We start from the raw sequence: 20,927 nt of genomic DNA, 5'->3' as shown, positions 1-20,927 counted from the left end.
TCATGGTGTGGGCCGTTCTCGTGGCGTGGTCGCGTGCTGGCGGACCTCGGGGTCCCAGCCGGGTACGAGCGACAGGGACCTGCCGGTGACCACGAGGGTGACCGCGTCTGTCGTCATCTCGGCGGTGGTGGCGACGTCGGGCAGGACGTCGTCGCCACCGGCCTCGGCGACGAACGCGAGGGCGGCGGCCTCGCCGTCGGCGGTGCGCCCGTCGAGGACGGCTGCCGCCTTGGCGCCCTCGGTCGCGGCGGTGATCGCGACGGTGCGGGCGTGGAAGTACAGCGCGGCCTGCACGCCGAGGAGCATCAGCACCATGAACGCGGGCAGCACGATGGCGAGTTCGATCGTGGCCGAACCGCGATCCGAACCCCATTCCGGTCGCCGGACCCGCGCCGCCGCGCGCCGCCGGGGGCGTCGGCGGCTACTGGATCCGTGCCGCGGTGGCATTGACGTAGCTGTTGATGGCCGCGTAGACGACGCCTGCCAGGACGAGAACCGCCGCCGCCCAGAACACGATCTCCAGGGTGCTGCCTGAGCCACGCTCGGGCTCGGGGTCCTCGAGCTTTGTGAAAACGTACGCTTTGAGGGTCGTCAGGGTCGCGATGAGCCGGTACATGGTGGTTCCTTCCTAGGGCTGGTGACTGTCAGGTGTGCGTGAACATCCGCAGGAGCGCGGGTGCGATGAGCAGCGCCATGAAGACGACGCCGAGGACGGCGCCGGGGATCGACATGCGTTCGCCGGTGGCGTTGGCTTCGGTGAGCTCCTCACCGAGCAGTGCTGTGCGCATCGAGTCGGCTCGTGCGCGCAGGTTCGTGTAGACCGCGGCGCCCTGTTCGCCGGACAGCCGCATGATGTCGGCGAAGTCGTGCAGCTCGGGCAGGGCGAGGTCGTCGCCCAGGGTCCGTAGCGCGGTCCAGGGCGCCACCCCGGACAGGCGGGAGCGGGACAGCTCTTCGTCCAGCCGGGTGAACACCCAGGTGTCGCCGACGCCGGCGGCGGCTTCCATCGCCTGACGCACCCCGGCACCGTTGGTCCGTTCCAGGGCGACGAGCTCGATGTAGGCGCCCAGGGCGCGGCGAAACTCGGTGCGCGCCTTCTTCGCGTCCTGTACGGCGGTGCGGTTCGGGGCGAAGAACAGCACCGCCGCCAGCCCGAGTGACACCACGGCGGGCAGCGCGACGGGCGGGTGCAGGCCCAGGGTCGTGTAGAACGTCGCGAGCGCGACGGGCAGCACGAGGCCGACCGCCGCGAGGGCGAGCTTCTCGCCGTAGAACTGCGACAGCGGCCGGTCCAGCAGCGCGAGCTCGCGATGCGGGGTGCGGACCCACAGGCCGGTGGGCAGGTTCGCCATGGCCCACCGCCCCACCCGGTCGGTGCGGGTCGCCGCGCGGGCGTCGGCTCGCGCCATGGTCGCGGTGTGGCGAGTGGGGGAGAGGCGTTCCAGCGCGCCGGGCAGGTCGGCCTTGGCGGGCAGGATCTGGGTGAGCAGCAGCGCGACCCCCAGGCCGACGCTGGCGCCGGCGATGATCGACATGACCAGCCCGGTACTCATGACCGGCTCCCGGCTTGCCGGCCCAGGATGCGTGGTGCGGGACGCCCGGCGGCCGTCTTCTTGAGCCACACGAGGCAGCCCACGTACGCCGACAGCAGGGCGACCAGGACGACCTGACCCAGCGGCGTGGCGTACGGGCGCACGTAGTCTCCGGAGATCGCGAGGAACGCGATCATGGCGGCGCTGATGATCGTGACCCAGCGGGCGGTGGTCCGCGGCTTGGCCCGGTCGGCCTCGATCTGACGGCGGTTGCGCACGTCGTCGGCGACCGACGCGGCCAGCGCTTCGAGCACCGTCGACAGGCCGTGGCCGCGACGCCGGACGGCGAGGATGAGGTTCGCGGCGACGAGGTCGCCGGTCGCGTCGTCCAGGTCGTCGGCGAACGCCCGGATCGCCTCCTCGGTGTTCCACCGGGCGCGCAGCCGCGCGACGAGCCGGTGCACCTCGGGCGCGATCGTGGCCGGTGCCGAGCGCGCCGAGGCGGCGAGAGCCTCCTCCAGGCCGATCCCGACGTGCAGCACCCCAGCCAGCGAGCGGGTCCAGTCCTCCAGCGCCTCCAGCCGGGCGATCGTCGCCTGCGCCCCCTGGGACGACAGCAGCCACGGCAGGCCTAGGGCGGCCAGCGGCACCGCGACGACGGCGATGACCCACCCGGTGACCTGCCACGCGGCGATCCCGGCGACCACCGATACCCCGAGCAGACCCCACGTGCGCCGTGCGACCCGTCGCAGGCGTCCCAGCGGTGAGCGTCGGCTCGGCGGGCGCGGTGCGGCGGCCTGGTCGAGCTGCCCGGTCAGGGCCAAGACACCGAGCGTCAGCCCGCCCGCGACCAGCAGCCCGGCGGCGACGTATCCGGCGAGGTGCCCGGGCATCTCAGGCCACCTCGCCGCGGCCGGCGCGCAGGAAGGCGTCCAGGTCGAACCCGTACCGGGCCAGGGCGCGGTACTCCTGCGGCAGCACGTGCGGGAGGCCGGGGCCCGCGCCGTCGGACCTGAACACGTGCGTGACCGCGTACCCCGGGGCCTGCTCACCACGGTTGACGGCGATGATCTCCGAGACGGTGCGCCGCGGGCGAGCTTGCCCAGCGGCACCGGCACCGGCACCGGTGCCAACTGTGAGGTCGAGGTCGACGTGCACGATCAGGTCGATCGCCTGCGCGAGCTTGCGGGTGGCGAGGTCGGGGGTGATGCCCGGGCCGGCCTTCATCGCGCACGTGACGAGCTTGTGGATCGCGTTCTCGGCGTCGGTGGCGTGTGTCGTGGACAGCGAACCGGACCCGGACTCCATCGCCTCGAGCATCGCCCACACCTCGGCGCCGCGGACCTCCCCGACGATCTGCCGTGACAGGTTCTGCCGGTAGGAGTTGCGCAGCAGCTGGTCGATCGAGTACTCGCCGGCCGGGCGTCCGTCCGGGCCGACCTCCCCAGCGCCGGGACGGGCCTCGAAGTGGCGGACCATCGCGTGCCGGTCGGGCATCTCGTGCAAGAACAGCTCGTACTCGGTCTCGAACGTGCCGATCGACTCCTCGTACGGGATCTCGCCGCACAGCGCCCGCATCAGCGTCGTCTTGCCCGCGCCCTGCGCCCCGGAGACCACGATCGACTTGCGTGCCCGCACTGCCGCGCGCAGGAACGACGCCTGCACATCCGTGAGGGTGCCGTTCGCGGCCAGGTCGTCCAGGGTGACGTCGACGAGGCGGTGCAGCCGGATGGTGACCTGCGGGCGGGTGGACACCCATGCCGTTGCGGCCAGGCGGGCGCCGCCGTCGAGCCGTAGGTCGAGGTTCGGCTGGGCGGGGGAGAAGGAGCGGGCGCTGGTCTCCGAGCGTGAGGCGAGGAACACCAGGAAGTCGACGAGTTCCTCGTCCGAGTCGGCCACCGGTGGGCCAGCCTCGTAGGAGCCGTCGAGCAGCTGCAGGCGCACGTGGTCGTGCCCGGCGATCTCGATGTTCTCCACGTCGGGCCGGTCCACCAGCGGCTGCAGCCGGCCCAGCCCGAACAGCGAGTCCCGCACCGCCTTGGTCAGGGCGTGCAGATGGGCCGGTTCCCAGGCCGGTGACCCGGCGTCGACGCGCTCGGTGTTCGCGGAGGTGACCAGGTCGATGACGATCGCCAGGCCGCGCTGCTTCTGGTCCGCCCTGTCCGACGGGGTGCCGTCGGCGTGCTCGGCGCGCGCGATCTGCTCCGAGGCCCGCTGGCGCAACCGGGCCACGAGCGACCAGTCGACCTCGACGGCCTCGACGGCCTCGACCAGATGCGCCGGCAGCGGCGGCAGCGGCGGCTCGGGCAGCGGCTCACCCGGCCGCGGCGGCAGCGCGCCGCGCGTGGCGCGGGCGCGGGCGGGAGGCGAGGGGTGGGGTGGCTGGGTGAACAGCGGGACTGACGACAGGCGGCGGGGTCGCTTGCCCGGCTCGTCGGGTCCGGTCGCAGGCGTCGGCGGGGTCTGGGTGTCGTTCGTCATGGCGTGACCTCCGTGAGCAGCTCGGCTCGCCCGCGGGCGATGCGTGTGGTGATGGCCTCCCGGGCGGCCTGCACGCTGCGCACGTATGGCCCATTGGCCCACCTGCGCCCAGCTGGGGCGCCGTCGCGGTACACGGCCGCGCCCGCGGCGTCGTCCTTCACGGTGGCGACCACGGGAAGGTCCAGGTGCTTGCCGACCTCCTTGGCCGAGTACGGCTGCCCGGCACCGACCAGCAGTAGCCCGGCGTCACGCCAGGCCGGTGAGCCGTCGCGCAGCGCGGCCGCCCAGGTCCGCACCGCCGACACGGCCACCAGGTCGGTGCGGGCCACGATCAAGGTCAGGTCCGCCAGTGCGAGCAGCGGCTCCGGCGACCCGCGCATCCCCAGGCGGCCGGCATCGACGATGACGTCCTGCCCCGACCCGTCCAGGTCGTCCAGCGCGTCGACCAGCCGCGGCCACAGCGGCTCGAGCCCGGGGACCTGCACGTGCGAGCGCGGACCCGCGACCAAGGAGATCCGCGTGCCCTCGACCTGGTCGGCGACGTCGGTCAACGCGTCCCGCAGGTCCAGGTTCGTCGTGGCCAGCTCGACCAGCCCCGCCCGGTACTCGCGCATCCCGGCGAACGTCCCGGCCAGGATCGCGGAGCCGCCCACCGGGTCGGCTTCCACGAGCATCACGGGCCGCTGCCAGTTCCACGCCAGGGCCACCGCCGTCGTCGTCACCCCCGGCGAGCCCGCCGCCGAGCACAACGTGATCACCGCCATCGCACGCTCACCGGTCCCTGGACCGGAGAACGACGGCGAAGTTGCCCGACGCCACCCGGGCGGCGAGCACCGGCGCCTGCGCGTCCGGGACCACGAGGTCCAGCACCGTGTTGCCCGTCTCGGGGTCGGTGCGAACACCCGCGATGTCGGCGTCGGTCGTGTCCGGCACCTTTCCGCTGTCGGTCGGCGAGGCCGGGGTGACCACGACCGTGACCTTGTCCCCGACGAGCAGCTCCATGCCCGGCGCCTGCTTGGTCTCGAGGGTCACGCCGACGACGGCGAACCCGTCCCCCGGCACGGAGGCCTCCGCGACCGCAGCGGCGGAGATCGCGGTACCCGCCGCGACGTCGAGCGCGGCACGCTGCCCCACCACATCGTCCAGACGCGAGGCCGGAAGCACAGACCAGCCCAGGTCGTCGGGGATCCGCTGGATCGCCAGGTCCGCCTTGTCGATCACCTCGCCCCGCGCGATCGGCGCCCTGGCCGCGAGCACCTCGATCGTCGAGTCCTCGGAGCTCCACACCATCCAGCCGGCGACGGCACCCAACGCCAGCAACGTGACGGCGACAACCGTGATCGCCGGACGCCGTCGAACCCCCGGCGGAGCCGCGCTGAGCTGCATTGACGAAGTCGGGCTCGCGCCCGGCTTCGGTGTGCGGGTGGTGGTCTCGGACATCACGTCCTCCCCTTCCCGCCCAGGTGCAGGGGCCTACGAGGTCACGAGCACCTGAGCCTCTCCGACCGCGATCCGCACCGAGCGCTGCAGCTCGTCCATGCGGATCGTCCCGGTCTGGCCTGCGCCTGCCCAGTCGATGACCCAGTCCGACGTGGCAGTCACGGTGAACATGTCACCCGGCAGACCAGCGCTGGACGTGGTGTAGACGTACCCGCAATCCGGCGAAGCGTGACCAGCGAGCGCGTCGGTAAACGGCGTTCCCGGACCGGTGCACACGACTGTCCCGCCGTCGCCCATGGTCCAGGTGATGCGGTGGATCGTCGCCGTCGCAGTGATGGTGATACCCCCGGCCGACGCCGACGCGGTGACCGGGCCCACCGTGCTCGGCCCAGGACTGACAGCCCACATCCACACCGGCTGACCCACGATGCCGATGTACCCCGGACGCGGCTCGGGAACGATCCCGATCTCAATCGCCTGCAGCTGCATCTCGTCGATCGCCATCTCGGCAACCTGCCGTGGCGACGGGCCGGCAGCCGCCGCCGGCGGCGGGTTCAGCAACCACAGATAGACGTCGACGTCGACAGGCAGTGGCTGATAGCACCCGTACACGGCGCCGCCGTCATCAGGGGAATGGCGCGCCCACAACGGGTCGTCCGCAGCCGGCTGAGGGTCCAAGACCCTCACGTAGCACTGGAGCGACGACGACCAGTAGCCGAGCTCGCTCGTGCACGGCACCGGTCCCGCTGGGACCGTCGTCACACCCTGCCGCGACGGATCGAAGTAGCACGGTGAACCTGCCCCCGCGTCCGCAGGGCCGTCGTCGGAGGCGGGCTCCGTGACCGCTGGAGATGCGGGGAGGCAACCTCGACCTTGCAGACCCCAGTCCAGCGGCTTTCGCGTCGACACTCGGGTTCTGCCGATGCCGCTCCGGCTTGGAGCGTGAGCAGGCTCGCCAACGTGGCGATCGTGAGGACCCGAAGGTCAGTCGGCATCGCATGGTGCCTGCTCGAGGGTCTCGGCCGATGACACACGCCACGCACCAGCGGGGTCCATGTCCCAGTTGTAGTTGGCGACCCGAAGCCGTTCCCAGCCCCGCACCGGTTGATCGGGGGGCGCAACGGAGTTGCCGCTGGCGTCAACGACGTCGCCGCTGCTGATGTCGTAGCAGACGTCGAACTGGACCACAGGAACTCTGCCGGTCGAAGGATCGGAGTTGTCGAGCGAGACGTCAACGAGATCGACCTCGACAAGGCGCGTCGAACCTTGCTGAGTCCACCCGTCGCGACGCCAGCGCTCGAACTCTCGCTTGTCGGCGTCGAGCACGATGCTCGTCGCAACCGACTCGAGGTCCGTCAAGGGCCGTGCAGGGTCCGATCCGACCAGGTCACTCACGCGGTAGTACTCGTGGACAAGCGCTTCCGCGCGAGCTGCCGCGAGATCAGCATCCGACGTCGGGGATGACGACGGTGTCGGTGACGGGCTCGCGGTGGTTGGCAGCGGTGACGCGGTGACTGTCGGCGTCGGGTCGGGGGTGGGGGAGTCGTCAGGCGTGCTGGAGCACGACGAGAGGACGGCCAGTGCCAGCGCCGCCGTCGTCAGAAGACCTGCTCGACCTGTGCCACGCATCCCCCGCACGCCCTCCTCTGAGAACCGCTGACGGCCCCTCGGGACAACGAGGCAACCGTGTGATACCCGCCACACGGTTGCCATCGGGAACGTTTCTCCCATGTCATCGCCCTCCCCGCAAACGGTGCGAGTCCACGTGGTGATCTCCGGCGGCTGATCCGGCCGCTGTGCACCAGGTGTTCCAGCCACACCGAGGCCCGCGTGGGACGCACCGGAATGTCCGGCTCGCAGTGCCCGGAGTCGCGCGTCGCGGCCACGTGCACGAACCGGCCGGCGGCCAGCGCGCCGCGCGGTCGTCACCCCTCCCAGGCGCCTCACACGTCTGGCCAGTGAGGTTCGAGTGCTGCGCGGCACACCTGTGTAGCGGAGGTGGCGGATGACGGTGTCGCTGCGTGTGATGTCGGCGGGCAAGGGTTACCAGTACCTGCTGCGATCGGTGGTGACCGGTGACGGGAACCGGTCGCTGCGCACGCCGTTGACGCGGTACTACCTGGAGGAAGGAACCCCGCCGGGCTACTGGCTCGGGGTGGCGTCGGCGAGTTCGGTGACGGCGGACTCGCGCCCGGCGACCCGGTGACCGCTACCCAGCTCGAGGCCCTCCTGGGTCGTGGCCACGACCCCATCACTGGTGTCCCGCTCGGGGCCGACTTCCGGCGGTACCCGTCGCTGAGCGACCGCATCGATGCGGGCGCCCCAGCGCTGCCAGCGGGCCTTGCCGAGAATGAGCGTGCTGCCGCGGTGGAGGCGATCACGCGGGTGGAGTCGGGCAGGTCGACCCCGACGGCCGTGGCTGGGTATGACCTGACGTTCTCCGTGGCTAAGTCGGTGTCCGTGTTGTGGGCGCTGTCCGATGCGTCGACGCAGGCGCGGATCGCGGAGATCCACCATGCCGCCATCGCGGACGTGATCGGCCTCCTGGAACGTGAGGTCGCCAGCACCCGCATCGGGTACGCCTCGCGCGCCCAGGTTCCCGTCATCGGCATCGAGGCCACCGCGTTCGACCACTACGACTCGCGCGCCAACGACCCGCAGCTGCACACGCATGTCGTCGTCTCGAACAAGGTCAAGACGCTCCAGGACGGGGTGTGGCGTGGGCTTGACAGCCGCTCGCTGCACGCCGCGACCGTGGGGCTGAGCGAGTACTACAACGCCGTCCTTGCCGACCGGCTCACCTCCGAGCTCGGCGTCGCCTGGGAGCGTCGGCTGCGTGGGGACGAGCGCTCCGCGCAGTGGGAGATCGCCGGTGTCGGGGAGTCCCTGATCGCCGAGTTCTCCTCGCGGACCCGGATGATCGAGGAATTCAAGGACCGGCTCGTGGCCGAGTACGTCGCCGCGCACGGCAGGGCGCCGTCGCGGGCGGCGGTCATCAAGATGCGCGCCCAGGCCACCTTGGACACCCGGCCCGAGAAGCACATCCGATCCCTGGCCGATCTGACCGCGTCGTGGCGCGAACGCGCCCGACGGTTCGTAGGCGAGGACCCGGCCGCCTGGGCGGCGGGCATCACGCGTGGTCCGGCGGGCGCGTCCCTGACGTTCGACCGCGTCCCTGCCGAGATCTTCGCCGAGGTGGGCGCGCGCGTCGTGACGGCTGTGGCGCAGAAGCGTTCGACGTGGCGGCATTGGAACCTGTGGGCCGAGGCCTCCCGTCAGACGGGCGGATGGCGGTTCGCCACCACCACGGACCGCGAGCAGGCCGTGGCCGCGATCGTCGCGGCCGCGGAGGAGCAGTCCGTCCAGGTCACCCCGCCCGAGGCGAGCGTGACACCCGCGCGCCTGCGCCGGGCCGACGGGACGAGCATGTTCCGGCCCTTGCACGGCAAAGTGCTGACGTCGCAGATGATCCTGGCTGCCGAGCAGCGGCTCATCGACCGCGGCAACGACCTGAGCGCCCCGTACCTCGCACGGCAGGTGGTCGCGGCGATCACGGCCAGGGAGCACAACGGGCAGGTCCTGTCGGTCGAGCAGGCCGACGCCCTGGAACAGATCGCCACCTCGGGGAGGCAGGTCGACCTTCTCCTGGGGCCCGCGGGTGCGGGCAAGACCACCGCGATGACGGCGCTGCGCCACGTCTGGGTCACCCAGTACGGCCCGGGCTCCGTCGTCGGGCTCGCCCCGTCGGCCGCGGCCGCGCAGGTGCTCGCCGGTGACTTGCAGATCGGGTGTGACAACACCGCCAAGTGGCTCCACGAGCACGACCACGGCCGCGCCGACTTCACGGCGGGGCAGCTCGTCATCATCGACGAGGCCACCCTCGCCTCCACCTTGACCCTCGACCGCATCACCGGCCTTGCCGCGCAGGCGGGAGCCAAGGTGCTCCTGGTCGGTGACCACGCCCAACTGCAGTCCGTCGACGCCGGGGGAGCGTTCTCCATGCTGCGCCACGAGCGCGGCGGCCGCGTCCCCCAACTGACCGAGGTGCACCGGTTCCTCCACGAGTGGGAGAAGCGGGCCTCGCTCGACCTGCGCGACGGCGACACCGATGTCGTCGAGACGTACATCGACCACGACCGCGTCCGCGCCGGCACCAGCGAGGAGATGGTCGACGCCGCCTACGCCGCCTGGCGTGCCGACACCCGCGCCGAGCTGCGCACCCTGCTGGTGACGGACTCGGCCGACCACGTGCGCGACCTCAACGCCCGGGCCCGCGCCGAACGCATCCTCGACGGCGACACCCTCGCCGACCGCGAGGCCACCCTCGCCAACGACGCCCGCGCGTCGACCGGAGACCTGGTCATCACCCGCCGGAACAACCGCACCTTGCGCACCGCCTGCGGCGGATGGGTCCGCAACGGCGACCGGTGGCGCGTCACCGACGTCCACCGCGACGGCGGCATGGAGGTCCGCCGCGAGGGCTGGCACACCGGCGCGAGCGTCGTCCTGCCCGCCGACTACGTCACCCAGCACGTCGACCTCGGCTACGCCGTCACCGCTCACCGCGCCCAGGGCATGACCGTCGACACCTGCCACGTCGTCGTCGCGACTGGTACCAGCCGGGAGAACCTCTACGTGGCCATGACCCGCGGACGCCACGCGAACACCGCCTACGTCGCCCTCGACAATGCCGACGACCTGCACACCCACCCGATCACCGACCAGATCACCGCCCACACCGTGCTCACGAACGTGCTCGCCCACACGGGCGTCGAGGCCTCCGCGCACGAGACCATCAGCACCGAGCGGGAGCGGTACGCGTCGATCGCCCAGCTCGCGGCCGAGTACGAGACCATCGCCACCCTCGCCCACCACGACCGTTGGGCCGACGCCGTCACCCGCACCCTGATCGACCGTGCTGGGTTCAATCCCGACCAGGCAGCCGCCGTCGTCAACGACGACGCCTTCGGGCCCCTGTGTGTCGAGCTGCGCCGCATTGACGCCATCCGCGGCGACGCCGAGGCCCTGCTTGAGCGTGTCGTGGCCGGACGCGGGTTCGAGGACGCCGAGAACGTGGCCGCAATCCTTACGTGGCGGCTCTGGAACACCGCCGGGCGACCCGCCACCGGCCACGAACCCCACTTGATCGCTGGACTCGTGCCCGAGGCACACGGCCCGATCGACGACGAGACCCGCACCGCGCTGGACCAGCGCGCCGCCCTCATCGTGCAACGAGCGAACGACCTGGTAGCCGCGGCCATCCGTGACCGGCAACCGTGGGTCGCCGACCTCGGGCCCCGGCCGGGGACGGAAGCCGAACGCCGTGCCTGGCTCGCGCAGGCCGCGGTCGTCGCCGCCTACCGCGACCGGTACCAGATCGGCCCACGCACGGTCCTCGGTGGTGACCCCGTCACCGTCGCCCAGACCCGCGACCGCCAACGCGCACAGACCGCAATCCGGTGGGCTCAGCAGATCGCAGGACCCGGGTGGGCCGCCGGCGTCGAGCAGTTCGACGTCGACCTCACACCCCGGTGAGGCGGCATCCACCCGGGCACCGCGACGCACACGCATGGCACCAGCGTCGGCGCCTCGGGGCAGGTGGGCGCGACCCGATCGAGAGGCTGTGGAGAACCGGTGGGGCGGGCCTCGCCCGTGGGCGAGGGACACAAGAATGCGAATGCCGCCGTCCACAGGCGTCCCAGCGGCACCTGCACGAAGGCGCCGAACCGGCGCACCGTCCTGTCGTCGCTGTCTCGTCGTGAGACGGCACCGACCCAAGGAGGCGGCCGTGGCCTTCCAACTCTCGTTTCTCCTCGCGAGCGCGTACGTCAACTTCTCGCAGAGGTACTTCCCGACCAACATCATCACCAACTGGATGCGCCAGCCCGGCCACCTTCGCTACGCCTGGCCACTGTCCATCGTCCTGTTCCTCGCCTACGGCAATCTCGCAATGTGGCTCGACAAGCTCCCCGCCGCCGAGACCAACGGATGGCTCCGCCTCGCCATCTACGTCGCATCCCTCGACGGGCTGAAGTTCGCCAGCGCCTTCGTCTTCTGGCCGATCGTGGGCGCCTTGAGGGGGCTCCGAAAGATGAAGGCGGCGGGTGAGGGCTGGCTGGCAGGGTGGGGCGTCACGCCCAGGGAACGACTGGCGACCGGATCGCCCGTGGTGACCGGGTCGGCTAGAACAGACGGCTCTGTCAACCTCTGCCCTTGTCGCACACTCGTGGAGCCTGACAGGCAGGTTCCTGCTGCTGCCATGCTCTGCCGTGTCAGGGCCGCTACTCGTGGGGCTGCAGGACTGGTGGGCAAGGACGTCGCCCCAGCATGGCGATGGGCTGGTCGTCACGCCCGTGTGCCGTGACGTCGGGCGGCCCGGGCCGCGTAACCGGTGTGCGCGAGCCGTCCGCACGCGGTCACGATCAGGCGGTGCGCTGCCCGGCGGACCTTCCGGGGGCCGGAGTACCGGCTGATCCGCCCGGTGCGCCGCGTCCTCGCGCACGTTCCGTTAGCAGATCCCGGACGCCCATGAGCGCTGTCAGCGCGCGCGGCCAGCCCTAGTTGTTGCTGGTCATGATGCTGGTGACGTGGCCCGGGGTGTGAGGGAGGGGCCTGGAGGCAGGTGCTGGCGCGTCGGGCATTGCCCAGGTCAGAGCCAACTGGTGGCGGAACTCGTCCATCGTGAACGAGGGTCCCCGGTGACCTGCACCAGGTGGAACCCGCGGTCGTGTACCGCGGTCTGCGTCTCCGGATGAGGATGGCCGTAGCGCGGGGTTGTTGCGGACACGACGCATGCCGGCAGTGGCGGACTGAACATGTCGAGGAGCACCGGGTCCAGGCTCCACCGTGAGCCGTGATGTGGGAGGGCGAATGTTCCGACGTTGGGGAGGTGCCGTTCGAAGACCCGACCGAACTCCTTGAGCCTGCCGGCGGAGTTGAGCGGGGCGTCGCCAGTTCCGAGCCAACCAGGACGCACGTCCCAGGCGGCAATCTCGGCGCGGTCTACGCCACCGTGGCGCGTCCGCCACGACTTGGCGCTGTTTCCCGTCCCGATCGCGTTGACGGGGCCTGAGTACAGCATGAGCGACGTGAAGTTGAGATCTGTGCTGACGGCCTCGTACGCCTTACGCAGCGCTCGGGACTCGTTCATAACTAGTGAGCGCACGCACGCGGTGCGGTCAATGTCCTTGGCGAGGCTCTCGGCGTCCACGCAGAGCTCCTGGGCGAGCGCCTGCACGAACAGTCTCTGGCGGTCTGTGACGTCTGCGAGCACGTATGTCTCCCACAGCCAAACTGGGCGGGTCCTACCGCCGCGCGTTGCGGCCTCGATGCGGGCAGGCCTCGTCACGAGAGGCGGGACCCAGGTCGTCGCCGCACCTGTTGGCTCAGTGACGTCGCCAGCGGCCAGCACGTCGTCGTCAGCGAACTCTGGCGTTGTCCCTGGAGGGATTTCTATGATCTCGGCGTCCCCGGCTTGGTTGGGAAGGGCGGTGAGCGCGCCTCGCGGGTTGACGACGAACGATGCGTACCAGCCGTCGGGGTCGATCGGTTCGCGGCTGTCGAGCGATCGCGCAAGGGCCAGGAGTCGTTCGGGCGCCGAGACGAGCGGGATGACGAAGCGTTCGACCGGAATGGCCGCGACGAGGTCCTTGACTCGGTTAACGTGGTCCTGGTCGAAGTGCGACAGGAAGACCATGTCGACCTTCGACGGCGCACCGTCGCCTGACGTGTAGGTGCGGATCTCCGCCTTGCACCGAGCGGTGCTCCCGACCGACCCGCAGTCGTAGACGTAGTTCACCGTGACGTGGTCCGTGCTGATCCTGCCTGAACGGAAGAACCCCTGACCTGCGGCCCACTGCGTGTGCGTCGAGTTCACCCACACCATCACGTTCCCCTCTCGTCGCCCATGTTCTCGATCCAACCGTGTTCGCGGTTTGGGTGCCTTGCGTAGTCGCTGCCGGGCCTGTCGGGAACTGAGGAGCTACCGGGCGAAAGCCGAGGGGGGAAGCGGCGGTCGTCCGCCGTACGGGATGCTCATGGCTCACCCGAACCGGATCACCAGGCGGATTATGGGCTCGCCCGAGCTGTCGTGGCGGTCGCCGGCAACGATGCGGTTCAGCAAGCGCACTCCGTCCTCCGGCCCGACGACGTGCGTCAGAAGCGACGCCTGCTCGTGCCCGTGGGCGGCGAGGTCACCTGCCGCGAGGGCCAGCCTCGCGTTCGACACTCCACGGTTACCCGTGAACAACTGGCTTCCCGCGGACGAGGCATGCGGGGGCCAGGGACCGCCGGTGTTGTCGGCACGGACTGCGGCGAGATCGACACTGTTGGAGTCGCGGAGGTGGGCCGAGTCCTGTACACCTCCTATCACGTGGACCGCAATGAGGCGGTTCCCGAGCACCTCAAGAAGCCGTTCGACGTGCTGCGTCGTCGCGTCCCGGTAGACGGCGGACAGGAGCGCGGCGCCGTCGGAGACGTCGGCCAGCCCCATGGGGTCGTCGTCCAGGCTCCAGGTGCGGTGAATGCCAGGGATGCGATCGACTGCCCAGCGGCGAACGGCGTCGTGCCGGTGCAGGACGGTGATCGCTGTGTCCGCGCCGAGGACCCGTCGTGCCCGGGTGGCGGCGAGGAGTCCGATGAGACCTCCACCGTCAACGACGAGGTGCCGGGGTGCCGTGTTGCGGAGACATTCCAGCGCGTAGGTGACGACGGCCAGTGGCTCCGTGAGCGTGCCGAGCGCCGCTGGCAGCTGGTCGGGAACTGGCAGGAGCTGTCCGCCTGCGACCGCTGCGGCATTGACGACGACGCGCTCTTGGAGCAGGCCCGGGACGTTGTGTCCAAGGAGGAAGTTCGGGTTGCCGGGTGCGGTTGGGTTGACCATGACACGGTCTCCCGCCGCGGTTCCGGTAACGCCTGATCCGACGGCGACGACGCGGGCGAAGCCCTCATGGCCGACGACGTCCGCGGGATCCGGCCGCATTCGGCGCAGGATCTGGATGTCTGTCCCGCACACGGCGACGGCCTCCGGTGCGAGCAGGATCTCGCCGGGACCAGGCTGGGGCGTCGGCACCTCGACGAACACGCACTTCGTGGGCGCCCGGATAATCGCACGATGCGTGGCCGAGTCTCTCGTCGTGGTCGACGGCGTGCGGCTGCTACGGGTGGTGGTGGTCGTCATCGAGCGTCTCCTTGGTTGTGGTTGACATGGTGGTCTCCGCCCGGACGCAGCGGGCGTAGCACGTGGTTGGCGAGCAGGCGAGCTCCAGCCCGCAGGTCGAGATCCGTGTCAGACGTCACCCAGACGTGTTCGGCGACCCAGGCGTGGTCCCGTCCGCCGTCCGCGTACGTCCGATCCTCGACGAGCAGTCGGCGCAACTCCCTCTCGTACCGGCGGCCGAGGCCGCTGGCGACTCCACCGCCTACCGCGACCAGTTCCGCGTGGGGACGAACGCGCCACAGTCCCCGGATAGCCTCGGCGACGGGGCGCACTGCCTCGGTGAGGAGTGTCTGTGCCAGCGGATCACCGAGATCGAGGAGTGAGGGGAACCGCTGGGCGAAGTCCTTGGCAGGTCCGAGTCCAAGGGCGTGCGCCGCGCGGCTCAAGCCCGGGCCGGAAGCGAGGGACGCGACGTGACCGAGGCCACCGCACTCGCAGGGTAGTGGCCAGTGCTGGAGGATCTGGCGATCGACCGGAGCGGCTGGTCCGTGTCCCACCTCTCCCTGCAGGCCCCACCGGTCCACCTCGATAACCCCTCGCGTTCGATCGGCGGTACGGAGCGCCACGCCGCTGCTGACCGTCATGTAGGTGATCTGCGCCGCCTCCGCCGGCGCGGAGGCGGCGAGTGAGGCGACCCCGCAGGTGAGGTCGTTGAAGATGGCCCAACGTGCGTCGGGTCGGCGTTTCCGGAGCAGGTCGGCCAGCGGCAACTGCCCCGTCCAGTCCCCCCACAACGGCCCAGACCCGCGGACGACTCCCGTCGTCTCGTCCATCGCTGCACCCAGCGATACCGCGACGTCGGCACCGGGAGGAGCTGAACGGTCGAGCAGGTCGACGAGGTCCGCGATCAGGTCTCCGACGTGGCGGTCGGGGCGCCGCAAGAGGCTCGGGGCCGGGAGCACGGTTTCGAAGGGTTCCGCGCCCGAGTTGTTCGCGACCCGGGCGCGGAACCAGGTACCCCCGATGTCAAGGTCGACCTGAGGTCCGGTGGCCACGGTCATGCGTGGTCCTCGACGGTGACGTGCAGCCCTCGGGACCCGCGGGCCTGGACCCGGAGGTGTGTCAGGTCAGGCACGATGAGGTCAGCGCCGTGCACGGCACCGCCGTCCGGCGCGCCGACCTGCACGACTGTCGCGCCAGCGCGTGCGCCGGCCTCGATCCCAGCGGGAGAGTCTTCCAACACGAGACAGCGTTCCGGTGTAGCGCCCAGGGCCCGGGCCGCGTGGAGGAACCCCTCGGGATCAGGTTTCCCCCGCGGGACGTCCTCCGCGCTGACCAGGACGTCGGGCATAGGAAGACCGGCAGCGGCGATGCGCCGGATCGCGATGCACCGAGGGGCGGCCGTCACGATCGCCCACGCCGCTCTGGGCAGCGCGCGCAGCAGACGGCTCGCTCCGGCGACCTCCCGTACGACGTCGGCGGCGTCTGCTTGCTCCTCCACCATCCGCCTCCGCTCTACGGCGGCAACCTCGGGGTCGGTGACATGGTCGGCGATGATCTCCGACCCGGTCCGGCCATGCACGCCGGCGACGACCTGCTCCGGGTCCAGGCCGTGCCGGAGCGCGAAGGCCGTCCACACGGCGTTGATCGACTCCTCGGAGTCGACGAGCGTGCCGTCCATGTCGAAGAGGATCGCCTCCACGTCGAGCTCGGTGCGGCCGCGGGGACGGTCCACCTGGGGTCGTGGCCCGAAGCCGACAGTGAGGGGCCGCAGCCGAAGGATCGGGATTGGCCGTGTGGTCCGGCTTCGGAACGTCTCGAACTCCGGTACAAGCGCGACCTGTCGACGCCAGAGGCTCTCTGCATCGCGCCCGGTCGCACGCTCCACCGTCGCGATCAGCGTGCGCTCGCCCACCTCGATCTCGCAGTGTCCCGCGGCTATGAGGTTGCCGACCCAAGCAGGGTTCCTCGGGGCTCCACCGTTTAGGCCGAAGACGACGTAGGCCTCGTCGTCCGGGAGGTAGAGCAACGGAGTGGTGCGACCCGTCCCGGAGTGGCGGCCAGTGACGGTGAGCAGGAGCAGGTGCTTGTTCGCGAGGCCGGCAACCCGCCCCTGGTTGGCACGGAACTCGGCGACCACGGGGTCAGCCACGGAGCGCCTCCTCGATCATGGGCGGAGGCACGGCTGGTTCGCGCTTGACGGTTCGCCCCCAGCGGTTCATGGCGGGCACCTCGACGAGCCGGAACAGCGCCCAGCCGAGTCCGAGGCTGATCGCCAGCGACGTCACCACGAGAACTGCCGCGACTGCGGGTTGGCGCGGCACGTCCTGAGGTGCCCGTGTGGCGAGGCCGAGCGGCCCGTACTGCAGGACGAGGAAGTGGACCATGTAGAAGGCGAATGAGATCTCGCCAAGCCGCACCAGCGGCCTGGCGGCGAGCCATCCCGCCCGACCGTCGACCTCACGGTGGGCGAGCACGGCGACGAGCAGGCCGAGCGGGAGAGCCACCGGGGCGACCAAGCCGAACGGACCGGGCAGGAGCAGGACCCCGGCGTAGCCGAGTCCCGCCAGTACCAGCGCGGCAGGGACTCCAACCCGTGGCAGCCGACGTTCGGCGACGACCCTGGCCAGCACCATACCGAGCACGAAGTCGCCGACCCTGCCGGCAGGCAGGAAGTACGCGAACCAGTTCTGGGTCCACGGCATGTTCTGGAAAGGCGACGGCTCGGTGCCCGGCAGCATGCTCGCGACCGCGGGGACAGCCAGCTCGAAAAGGCAGGCGGCGCCGACGGCCCACCACAGGCGATCCGTCCGTACGGCTCGTACCAGGGGAGCGAGCAGCGGGAACGAGAAGTAGAACAGCAGCTCGCAGGCCAGGGACCACGACGGCCCGTTGGTGCCGAACAGCACCGGCAAGTCTGTACTCCAGGACTGGACAAGGAACAGGCTGGGCATAAGCGAGGCGATGGGAACGGCGGCGATCGCACCGGTGCCCACCATGAGAGCGAGTCCGACGACCCAGGTGACGAGGTGGTTCGGGAAGATCTTGACGATCCTGCGGCGGTAGAACGCGCGCATGGTGTCGTGTTCGCGAGCGGACCACATCAGCACGAACCCGGATAGGACGAAGAAGAACGTCACTCCCGCGTAGCCGAGGCGCCCCAGCCAACGGTCCAGCCCGTCCGCCAGGGACTTGTCGGCAACGACGTGGTTGACCGTCACGTGGGTGACAAACACCATGAGCGCAGCGACGAACCGGGTGGACGTCAAGGAGTCGAGCGCCGGGCCGCGCATCATGGTCGGCCCCCGTTCACCGGGGCGACTCCGGGCAGCCGCACCGACTGTGCGTGCCGGAAGAAGTCGGTCGGATCGTACGCGGCCTTCACTCGCTGGAGCCGGGAGTAGTTGTCTCCCCAGTACAGCGTGGTCCACGGGACCCCGGACTGGTTACGGGCAGGGTCGCTGATGTCGCCGTCCGGGTAGTTGACGTAGCAGCCAGCCGTGACCTCGCCAGGGACCGGCACGCCGCCGGTCGAGGCGTACATCTCCTCGTAGAGGTCGCGGAGCCAGGAGACGTGCCGCGCGTCCTGCGACGGGTCGGTCCAGTAGGTCTGGAAGAGCAGTTTGAGAATCGCGTCACGCTGGTGCACGGCCGTCGCGTCCGGAGCGACATCATTGATGGCGCCGCCGTACGAGGTGGCGACGAACATGCCGTAACCGTTGTCGTAGTCGGCGCGAGTCAGGTGCTTCCACGCGGCCGCGATGTGCTCCTCGGTGAAGCTCCTGCGTAGGTACGCGGACTTGTGTTCGCCGCGGAGCGTCGGCGACGTCTGCAGTGGGGAGCCCATGCCCATGTGACGGGTCGCCTTCAGCCACTCCGTGCGCAGCACGTTCTCCGTACGCAGCACGCCCGCAGCAGCGTCCAGCTCGTCGAGGAAGGCGCGTACGAGATGCTCGGCGTCGCCCCTGGAGCCGTCCATCTGAATTAGCACGTTGATCTTCCCGCCCGTCCGGTGCGGGACGAAGAGCCAGCTGCAGAGGCCGGCGTAGGGGTCCGCCCTCCCGGAATGCCGTTCGTGCCACGTACCGTAGGCCCGCAGCAACTTCGCGAAGCCCTGCTCGGTGATCTGGTCCCAAGGCCACTCGGCCGTCACGGAGAGTACTTGGACCGGCGGAGCCGGTAGCAGCTCCGTCGGGTCGGTGCTGGTTGTGTTCTTGGAGCGGAACCAGTATCTGGTCACGACGCCGAAGGTGCCGCCTCCGCCACCGGTGTGGGCCCACCACAGGTCGTGATTCGGATCGGCCGGGTCCCGGGTCGCGACGACGGGCCTGACGATCCCCGTCGCGGACACCGTCACGACCTCCACGGCCTCCAGGTAGTCGACAATCAGGCCGTGCTTGCGCGACAGCATGCCGTAACCGCCGCCGCAGGCGTGCCCCCCGATGCCGACCGTGGCGCACACCCCGGCGGGTACCGTCACGCCGTAGCCCTCATACAAGCCGGTGTAGACATCGAGCAGCGAGGCCCCCGCCTCGACTGCGAACGCCTGGCGAGCCGGGTCAAAGTAGACGCGGCGCATCAGGCTCATATCGACGACGACCTTGATCTGGGAGTTGTATATCCAGTCCTCGTAGCCGTGCCCCCCGCCGCGGACCGAGAGCCGCTTTCCTGCTCGGACCGCCTCCCGCACGGCGTTGACGACCTGCTCGGTCGTCGTGGGCAGCCGCACGGCATCGGGCGATCCGACCCAGCGCTGGTTGAACGGAGAGACCAGATCCCAGTACTGGCGGTCGGTCGGGGTCACGGTCAACGCCGTCGCCGCTGCACCGGACGTGTCCGCCTCGACGACCGCGGACAGCAGATCCCCGGCCGATCCGTGGAGCCTCGACAGCCCGAAGAGGGCTGTGCTTGCACCGGCAGCCGTGAGGACCGTGCGACGGGTGAGTTGGGTGCGAGTCATGCGCGGGACTCCTGAGGGGCGCCGTCGGACACAAGAGAGCGGAGCTGGTGCAGTGCCGCGGTGATCTCGTCAGTGGTGACGTCGTTGACGAACGTGCAGGCGCCGATGCCGACGGGAAGCGGCAGCCGCTGCTGACCGTCCCGGTGCCGGCGGGTGTCCTCCAAAGCACGTGCGAGTAGCTCAGGCTCAAGGCAGTCGTCCCAGGCGGGCAGGCGCAGGGCACGCATCACGTCGAGAACGAGCCGCATCTCCGAGTCCGTCATCAGCCCGCGGCGTGCCGCCATGACCGTCGTGAGGGCCATGTCGATGCACACCGCCTCGCCGTGGAGCAGCGCCGGCAGCGCGTGCATCTCGACCGTGGGGCTGAAGGTGTGGCCGTAATCGACGACCCGCTCCAGGTCCGCCTCCCAGAGGTTGGGCTGAAGTTCCTTGAGCATCCCGTGGATGGCGTGCTCGAGGACGTAAGCCGCGGCCCGGCGCCCGGAACGGTCCTCGTTCTGGAAACGTCGGTCGATCAGCTCAGGACCGGAGAGAGACAGCACGTCGAAGAGGTCACGATCCTTGACGATGGCGATCTTGAGAATCTCGGCCATGCCATTCGAGATGTGCCGCTCGTCGAGCGTGCGGAGGAACGACGGGTCGAGCAGGGTCAGGGACTTCTCGAAGTAGGTGCCGAGACGGTTCTTGTGACCGTTGAAGTTGACACCGGTCTTCACGCCGACTCCCGCATCGACCAACCCGATGAGCGTCGTGGGGACGCGGACGAAGGGGGTGCCGCGGCGGTAGAGGTTGGCCGCAAGGCCGACGATGTCCATGATCACGCCCCCACCGATCACGATGATCGGCTCACGCCGTCGGTCGATCCCGAAAGCGTCGAACTCGGCGGCGACCTGAGCGAGCATGTCCAGCGTCTTGACGGTCTCGTCGATCTCGAGGACGAGAAGGTGCGCCTCGACACGATGGTGGTCGAACCAGGCCCGGATCCGTTCGCCGTGCAGGTTGTCGATCACGGAGTCGATGACGACGAACCGGCGCAGGCTTCTCGGACTGTCAGGTACGCCGGTCTCGAGCAGAGCCGTGGACCGAGGGTCGAACACGTCTTCGCAGAACCGGACTTCGTATGCGACATCCTTCTGGGCCCGCACGCGCCACGAGTCGACATTCCGTGGCTCGATAAAAACGCCGGCACCATCGTGTCTGGCAGGGGAGAGGATCTCGCTCACCAGTATTGCCTCCTCGATCGCGGTGACGGGCCGCCCTGTCGGACGGCACCGATGACGTGGAGGAGGCAACCGCCTGCGATCCGCACGAGGCCAGGACTCGTGGCCCAGTGCGTCACCTCGAAGGGACTCTGTCA

At 70.1% G+C, this 20,927-nt stretch carries 19 protein-coding genes; 3 read left to right on the top strand and 16 right to left on the bottom strand.

The window, feature by feature from the left end:
• The 9 genes from ET471_RS00805 to ET471_RS00765 form a co-directional block, all read right to left on the bottom strand.
• The gene (locus tag ET471_RS00805) at positions 1-447 is read right to left on the bottom strand and encodes a TadE family protein (RefSeq protein ID WP_129186167.1); all 447 of its coding nucleotides are present in this window, start codon (positions 445-447) and stop codon (positions 1-3) included.
• Positions 422-616 carry a hypothetical protein gene (locus tag ET471_RS00800; protein ID WP_129186166.1) on the bottom strand — a complete coding sequence of 65 codons (195 nt, stop codon included), beginning with the start codon at positions 614-616 and terminating at the stop codon, positions 422-424. The genes ET471_RS00805 and ET471_RS00800 overlap by 26 nt, the downstream gene beginning before the upstream one ends.
• Before the next feature lie 28 nt (positions 617-644).
• Positions 645-1,553 carry a type II secretion system F family protein gene (locus ET471_RS00795; RefSeq protein WP_129186165.1) on the bottom strand — a complete coding sequence of 303 codons (909 nt, stop codon included), beginning with the start codon at positions 1,551-1,553 and terminating at the stop codon, positions 645-647.
• Positions 1,550-2,425, bottom strand: a complete 876-nt coding sequence (locus tag ET471_RS00790; protein WP_129186164.1) for a type II secretion system F family protein — start codon at positions 2,423-2,425, stop codon at positions 1,550-1,552. The genes ET471_RS00795 and ET471_RS00790 overlap by 4 nt, the downstream gene beginning before the upstream one ends.
• 1 nt (position 2,426) lies before the next feature.
• On the bottom strand, positions 2,427-4,013 hold the full coding sequence (locus ET471_RS00785) for a TadA family conjugal transfer-associated ATPase (protein ID WP_129186163.1): 1,587 nt from the start codon (positions 4,011-4,013) through the stop codon (positions 2,427-2,429).
• Positions 4,010-4,777: a CpaE/TadZ family protein gene (locus tag ET471_RS00780; RefSeq protein WP_129186162.1), complete on the bottom strand. Its 768-nt coding sequence runs from the start codon at positions 4,775-4,777 to the stop codon at positions 4,010-4,012. The genes ET471_RS00785 and ET471_RS00780 overlap by 4 nt, the downstream gene beginning before the upstream one ends.
• A gap of 7 nt (positions 4,778-4,784) precedes the next feature.
• A complete protein-coding gene (locus ET471_RS00775; RefSeq protein WP_165350346.1) occupies positions 4,785-5,324 on the bottom strand; it encodes an SAF domain-containing protein in 540 nt (179 codons plus the stop codon).
• Between the two features lie 162 nt (positions 5,325-5,486).
• A complete protein-coding gene (locus tag ET471_RS00770) occupies positions 5,487-6,131 on the bottom strand; it encodes a hypothetical protein (protein ID WP_129186160.1) in 645 nt (214 codons plus the stop codon).
• A gap of 306 nt (positions 6,132-6,437) precedes the next feature.
• A complete protein-coding gene (locus ET471_RS00765) occupies positions 6,438-6,812 on the bottom strand; it encodes a hypothetical protein (RefSeq protein WP_129186159.1) in 375 nt (124 codons plus the stop codon).
• Between the two features lie 646 nt (positions 6,813-7,458).
• Here ET471_RS00765 and ET471_RS00760 point away from each other — a divergent pair.
• From ET471_RS00760 to ET471_RS00750, 3 genes are all read left to right on the top strand, one after another.
• Positions 7,459-7,659: a hypothetical protein gene (locus ET471_RS00760; protein ID WP_129186158.1), complete on the top strand. Its 201-nt coding sequence runs from the start codon at positions 7,459-7,461 to the stop codon at positions 7,657-7,659.
• A complete protein-coding gene (gene mobF, locus ET471_RS00755; RefSeq protein ID WP_165350345.1) occupies positions 7,656-10,988 on the top strand; it encodes a MobF family relaxase in 3,333 nt (1,110 codons plus the stop codon). Before ET471_RS00760 ends, mobF begins: the two co-directional genes overlap by 4 nt.
• Before the next feature lie 253 nt (positions 10,989-11,241).
• Positions 11,242-11,817 (top strand): hypothetical protein, encoded by a 576-nt coding sequence (locus tag ET471_RS00750; protein WP_129186156.1) that lies wholly within the window; start codon positions 11,242-11,244, stop codon positions 11,815-11,817.
• Positions 11,818-12,102: 285 nt separating this feature from the next.
• On the opposite strand, the gene ET471_RS00745 is transcribed toward ET471_RS00750, so the two are convergent.
• The 7 genes from ET471_RS00745 to ET471_RS00715 form a co-directional block, all read right to left on the bottom strand.
• Positions 12,103-13,251 carry an MBL fold metallo-hydrolase gene (locus ET471_RS00745; RefSeq protein ID WP_165350344.1) on the bottom strand — a complete coding sequence of 383 codons (1,149 nt, stop codon included), beginning with the start codon at positions 13,249-13,251 and terminating at the stop codon, positions 12,103-12,105.
• Between the two features lie 243 nt (positions 13,252-13,494).
• Positions 13,495-14,631 carry an alcohol dehydrogenase catalytic domain-containing protein gene (locus ET471_RS00740; RefSeq protein WP_129186154.1) on the bottom strand — a complete coding sequence of 379 codons (1,137 nt, stop codon included), beginning with the start codon at positions 14,629-14,631 and terminating at the stop codon, positions 13,495-13,497.
• Positions 14,628-15,671, bottom strand: a complete 1,044-nt coding sequence (locus ET471_RS00735) for an ROK family protein (RefSeq protein ID WP_129186153.1) — start codon at positions 15,669-15,671, stop codon at positions 14,628-14,630. The genes ET471_RS00740 and ET471_RS00735 overlap by 4 nt, the downstream gene beginning before the upstream one ends.
• The gene (locus tag ET471_RS00730; protein WP_129186152.1) at positions 15,668-16,762 is read right to left on the bottom strand and encodes a nitroreductase/quinone reductase family protein; all 1,095 of its coding nucleotides are present in this window, start codon (positions 16,760-16,762) and stop codon (positions 15,668-15,670) included. Before ET471_RS00730 ends, ET471_RS00735 begins: the two co-directional genes overlap by 4 nt.
• A complete protein-coding gene (locus ET471_RS00725; RefSeq protein ID WP_129186151.1) occupies positions 16,755-17,906 on the bottom strand; it encodes an acyltransferase family protein in 1,152 nt (383 codons plus the stop codon). The genes ET471_RS00730 and ET471_RS00725 overlap by 8 nt, the downstream gene beginning before the upstream one ends.
• Positions 17,903-19,570 carry an FAD-binding oxidoreductase gene (locus ET471_RS00720; protein ID WP_129186150.1) on the bottom strand — a complete coding sequence of 556 codons (1,668 nt, stop codon included), beginning with the start codon at positions 19,568-19,570 and terminating at the stop codon, positions 17,903-17,905. The genes ET471_RS00725 and ET471_RS00720 overlap by 4 nt, the downstream gene beginning before the upstream one ends.
• Positions 19,567-20,793, bottom strand: a complete 1,227-nt coding sequence (locus ET471_RS00715; RefSeq protein ID WP_207207305.1) for a sedoheptulose 7-phosphate cyclase — start codon at positions 20,791-20,793, stop codon at positions 19,567-19,569. The genes ET471_RS00720 and ET471_RS00715 overlap by 4 nt, the downstream gene beginning before the upstream one ends.
• Positions 20,794-20,927: the final 134 nt, after the last annotated feature.

Origin of the sequence: Xylanimonas protaetiae, from assembly GCF_004135385.1 — a bacterium.
Classification (GTDB): Bacteria; Actinomycetota; Actinomycetes; order Actinomycetales; family Cellulomonadaceae; genus Xylanimonas; species Xylanimonas protaetiae.
Note: the sequence above shows the minus strand (reverse complement) of the source record. Positions and strands in the feature narration are given on the sequence as shown.

Coding starts and splice junctions, on each gene's coding strand:
- ET471_RS00785 (WP_129186163.1), bottom strand. CDS start 4,013: ATGACGAACGACACCCAGACCCCGCCGACGCCTGCGACCGGACCCGAC.
- ET471_RS00805 (WP_129186167.1), bottom strand. CDS start 447: ATGCCACCGCGGCACGGATCCAGTAGCCGCCGACGCCCCCGGCGGCGC.
- ET471_RS00760 (WP_129186158.1), top strand. CDS start 7,459: ATGACGGTGTCGCTGCGTGTGATGTCGGCGGGCAAGGGTTACCAGTAC.
- ET471_RS00800 (WP_129186166.1), bottom strand. CDS start 616: ATGTACCGGCTCATCGCGACCCTGACGACCCTCAAAGCGTACGTTTTC.
- ET471_RS00780 (WP_129186162.1), bottom strand. CDS start 4,777: ATGGCGGTGATCACGTTGTGCTCGGCGGCGGGCTCGCCGGGGGTGACG.
- ET471_RS00725 (WP_129186151.1), bottom strand. CDS start 17,906: ATGATGCGCGGCCCGGCGCTCGACTCCTTGACGTCCACCCGGTTCGTC.
- ET471_RS00790 (WP_129186164.1), bottom strand. CDS start 2,425: ATGCCCGGGCACCTCGCCGGATACGTCGCCGCCGGGCTGCTGGTCGCG.
- ET471_RS00735 (WP_129186153.1), bottom strand. CDS start 15,671: ATGACCGTGGCCACCGGACCTCAGGTCGACCTTGACATCGGGGGTACC.
- ET471_RS00795 (WP_129186165.1), bottom strand. CDS start 1,553: ATGAGTACCGGGCTGGTCATGTCGATCATCGCCGGCGCCAGCGTCGGC.
- ET471_RS00720 (WP_129186150.1), bottom strand. CDS start 19,570: ATGACTCGCACCCAACTCACCCGTCGCACGGTCCTCACGGCTGCCGGT.
- ET471_RS00740 (WP_129186154.1), bottom strand. CDS start 14,631: ATGACGACCACCACCACCCGTAGCAGCCGCACGCCGTCGACCACGACG.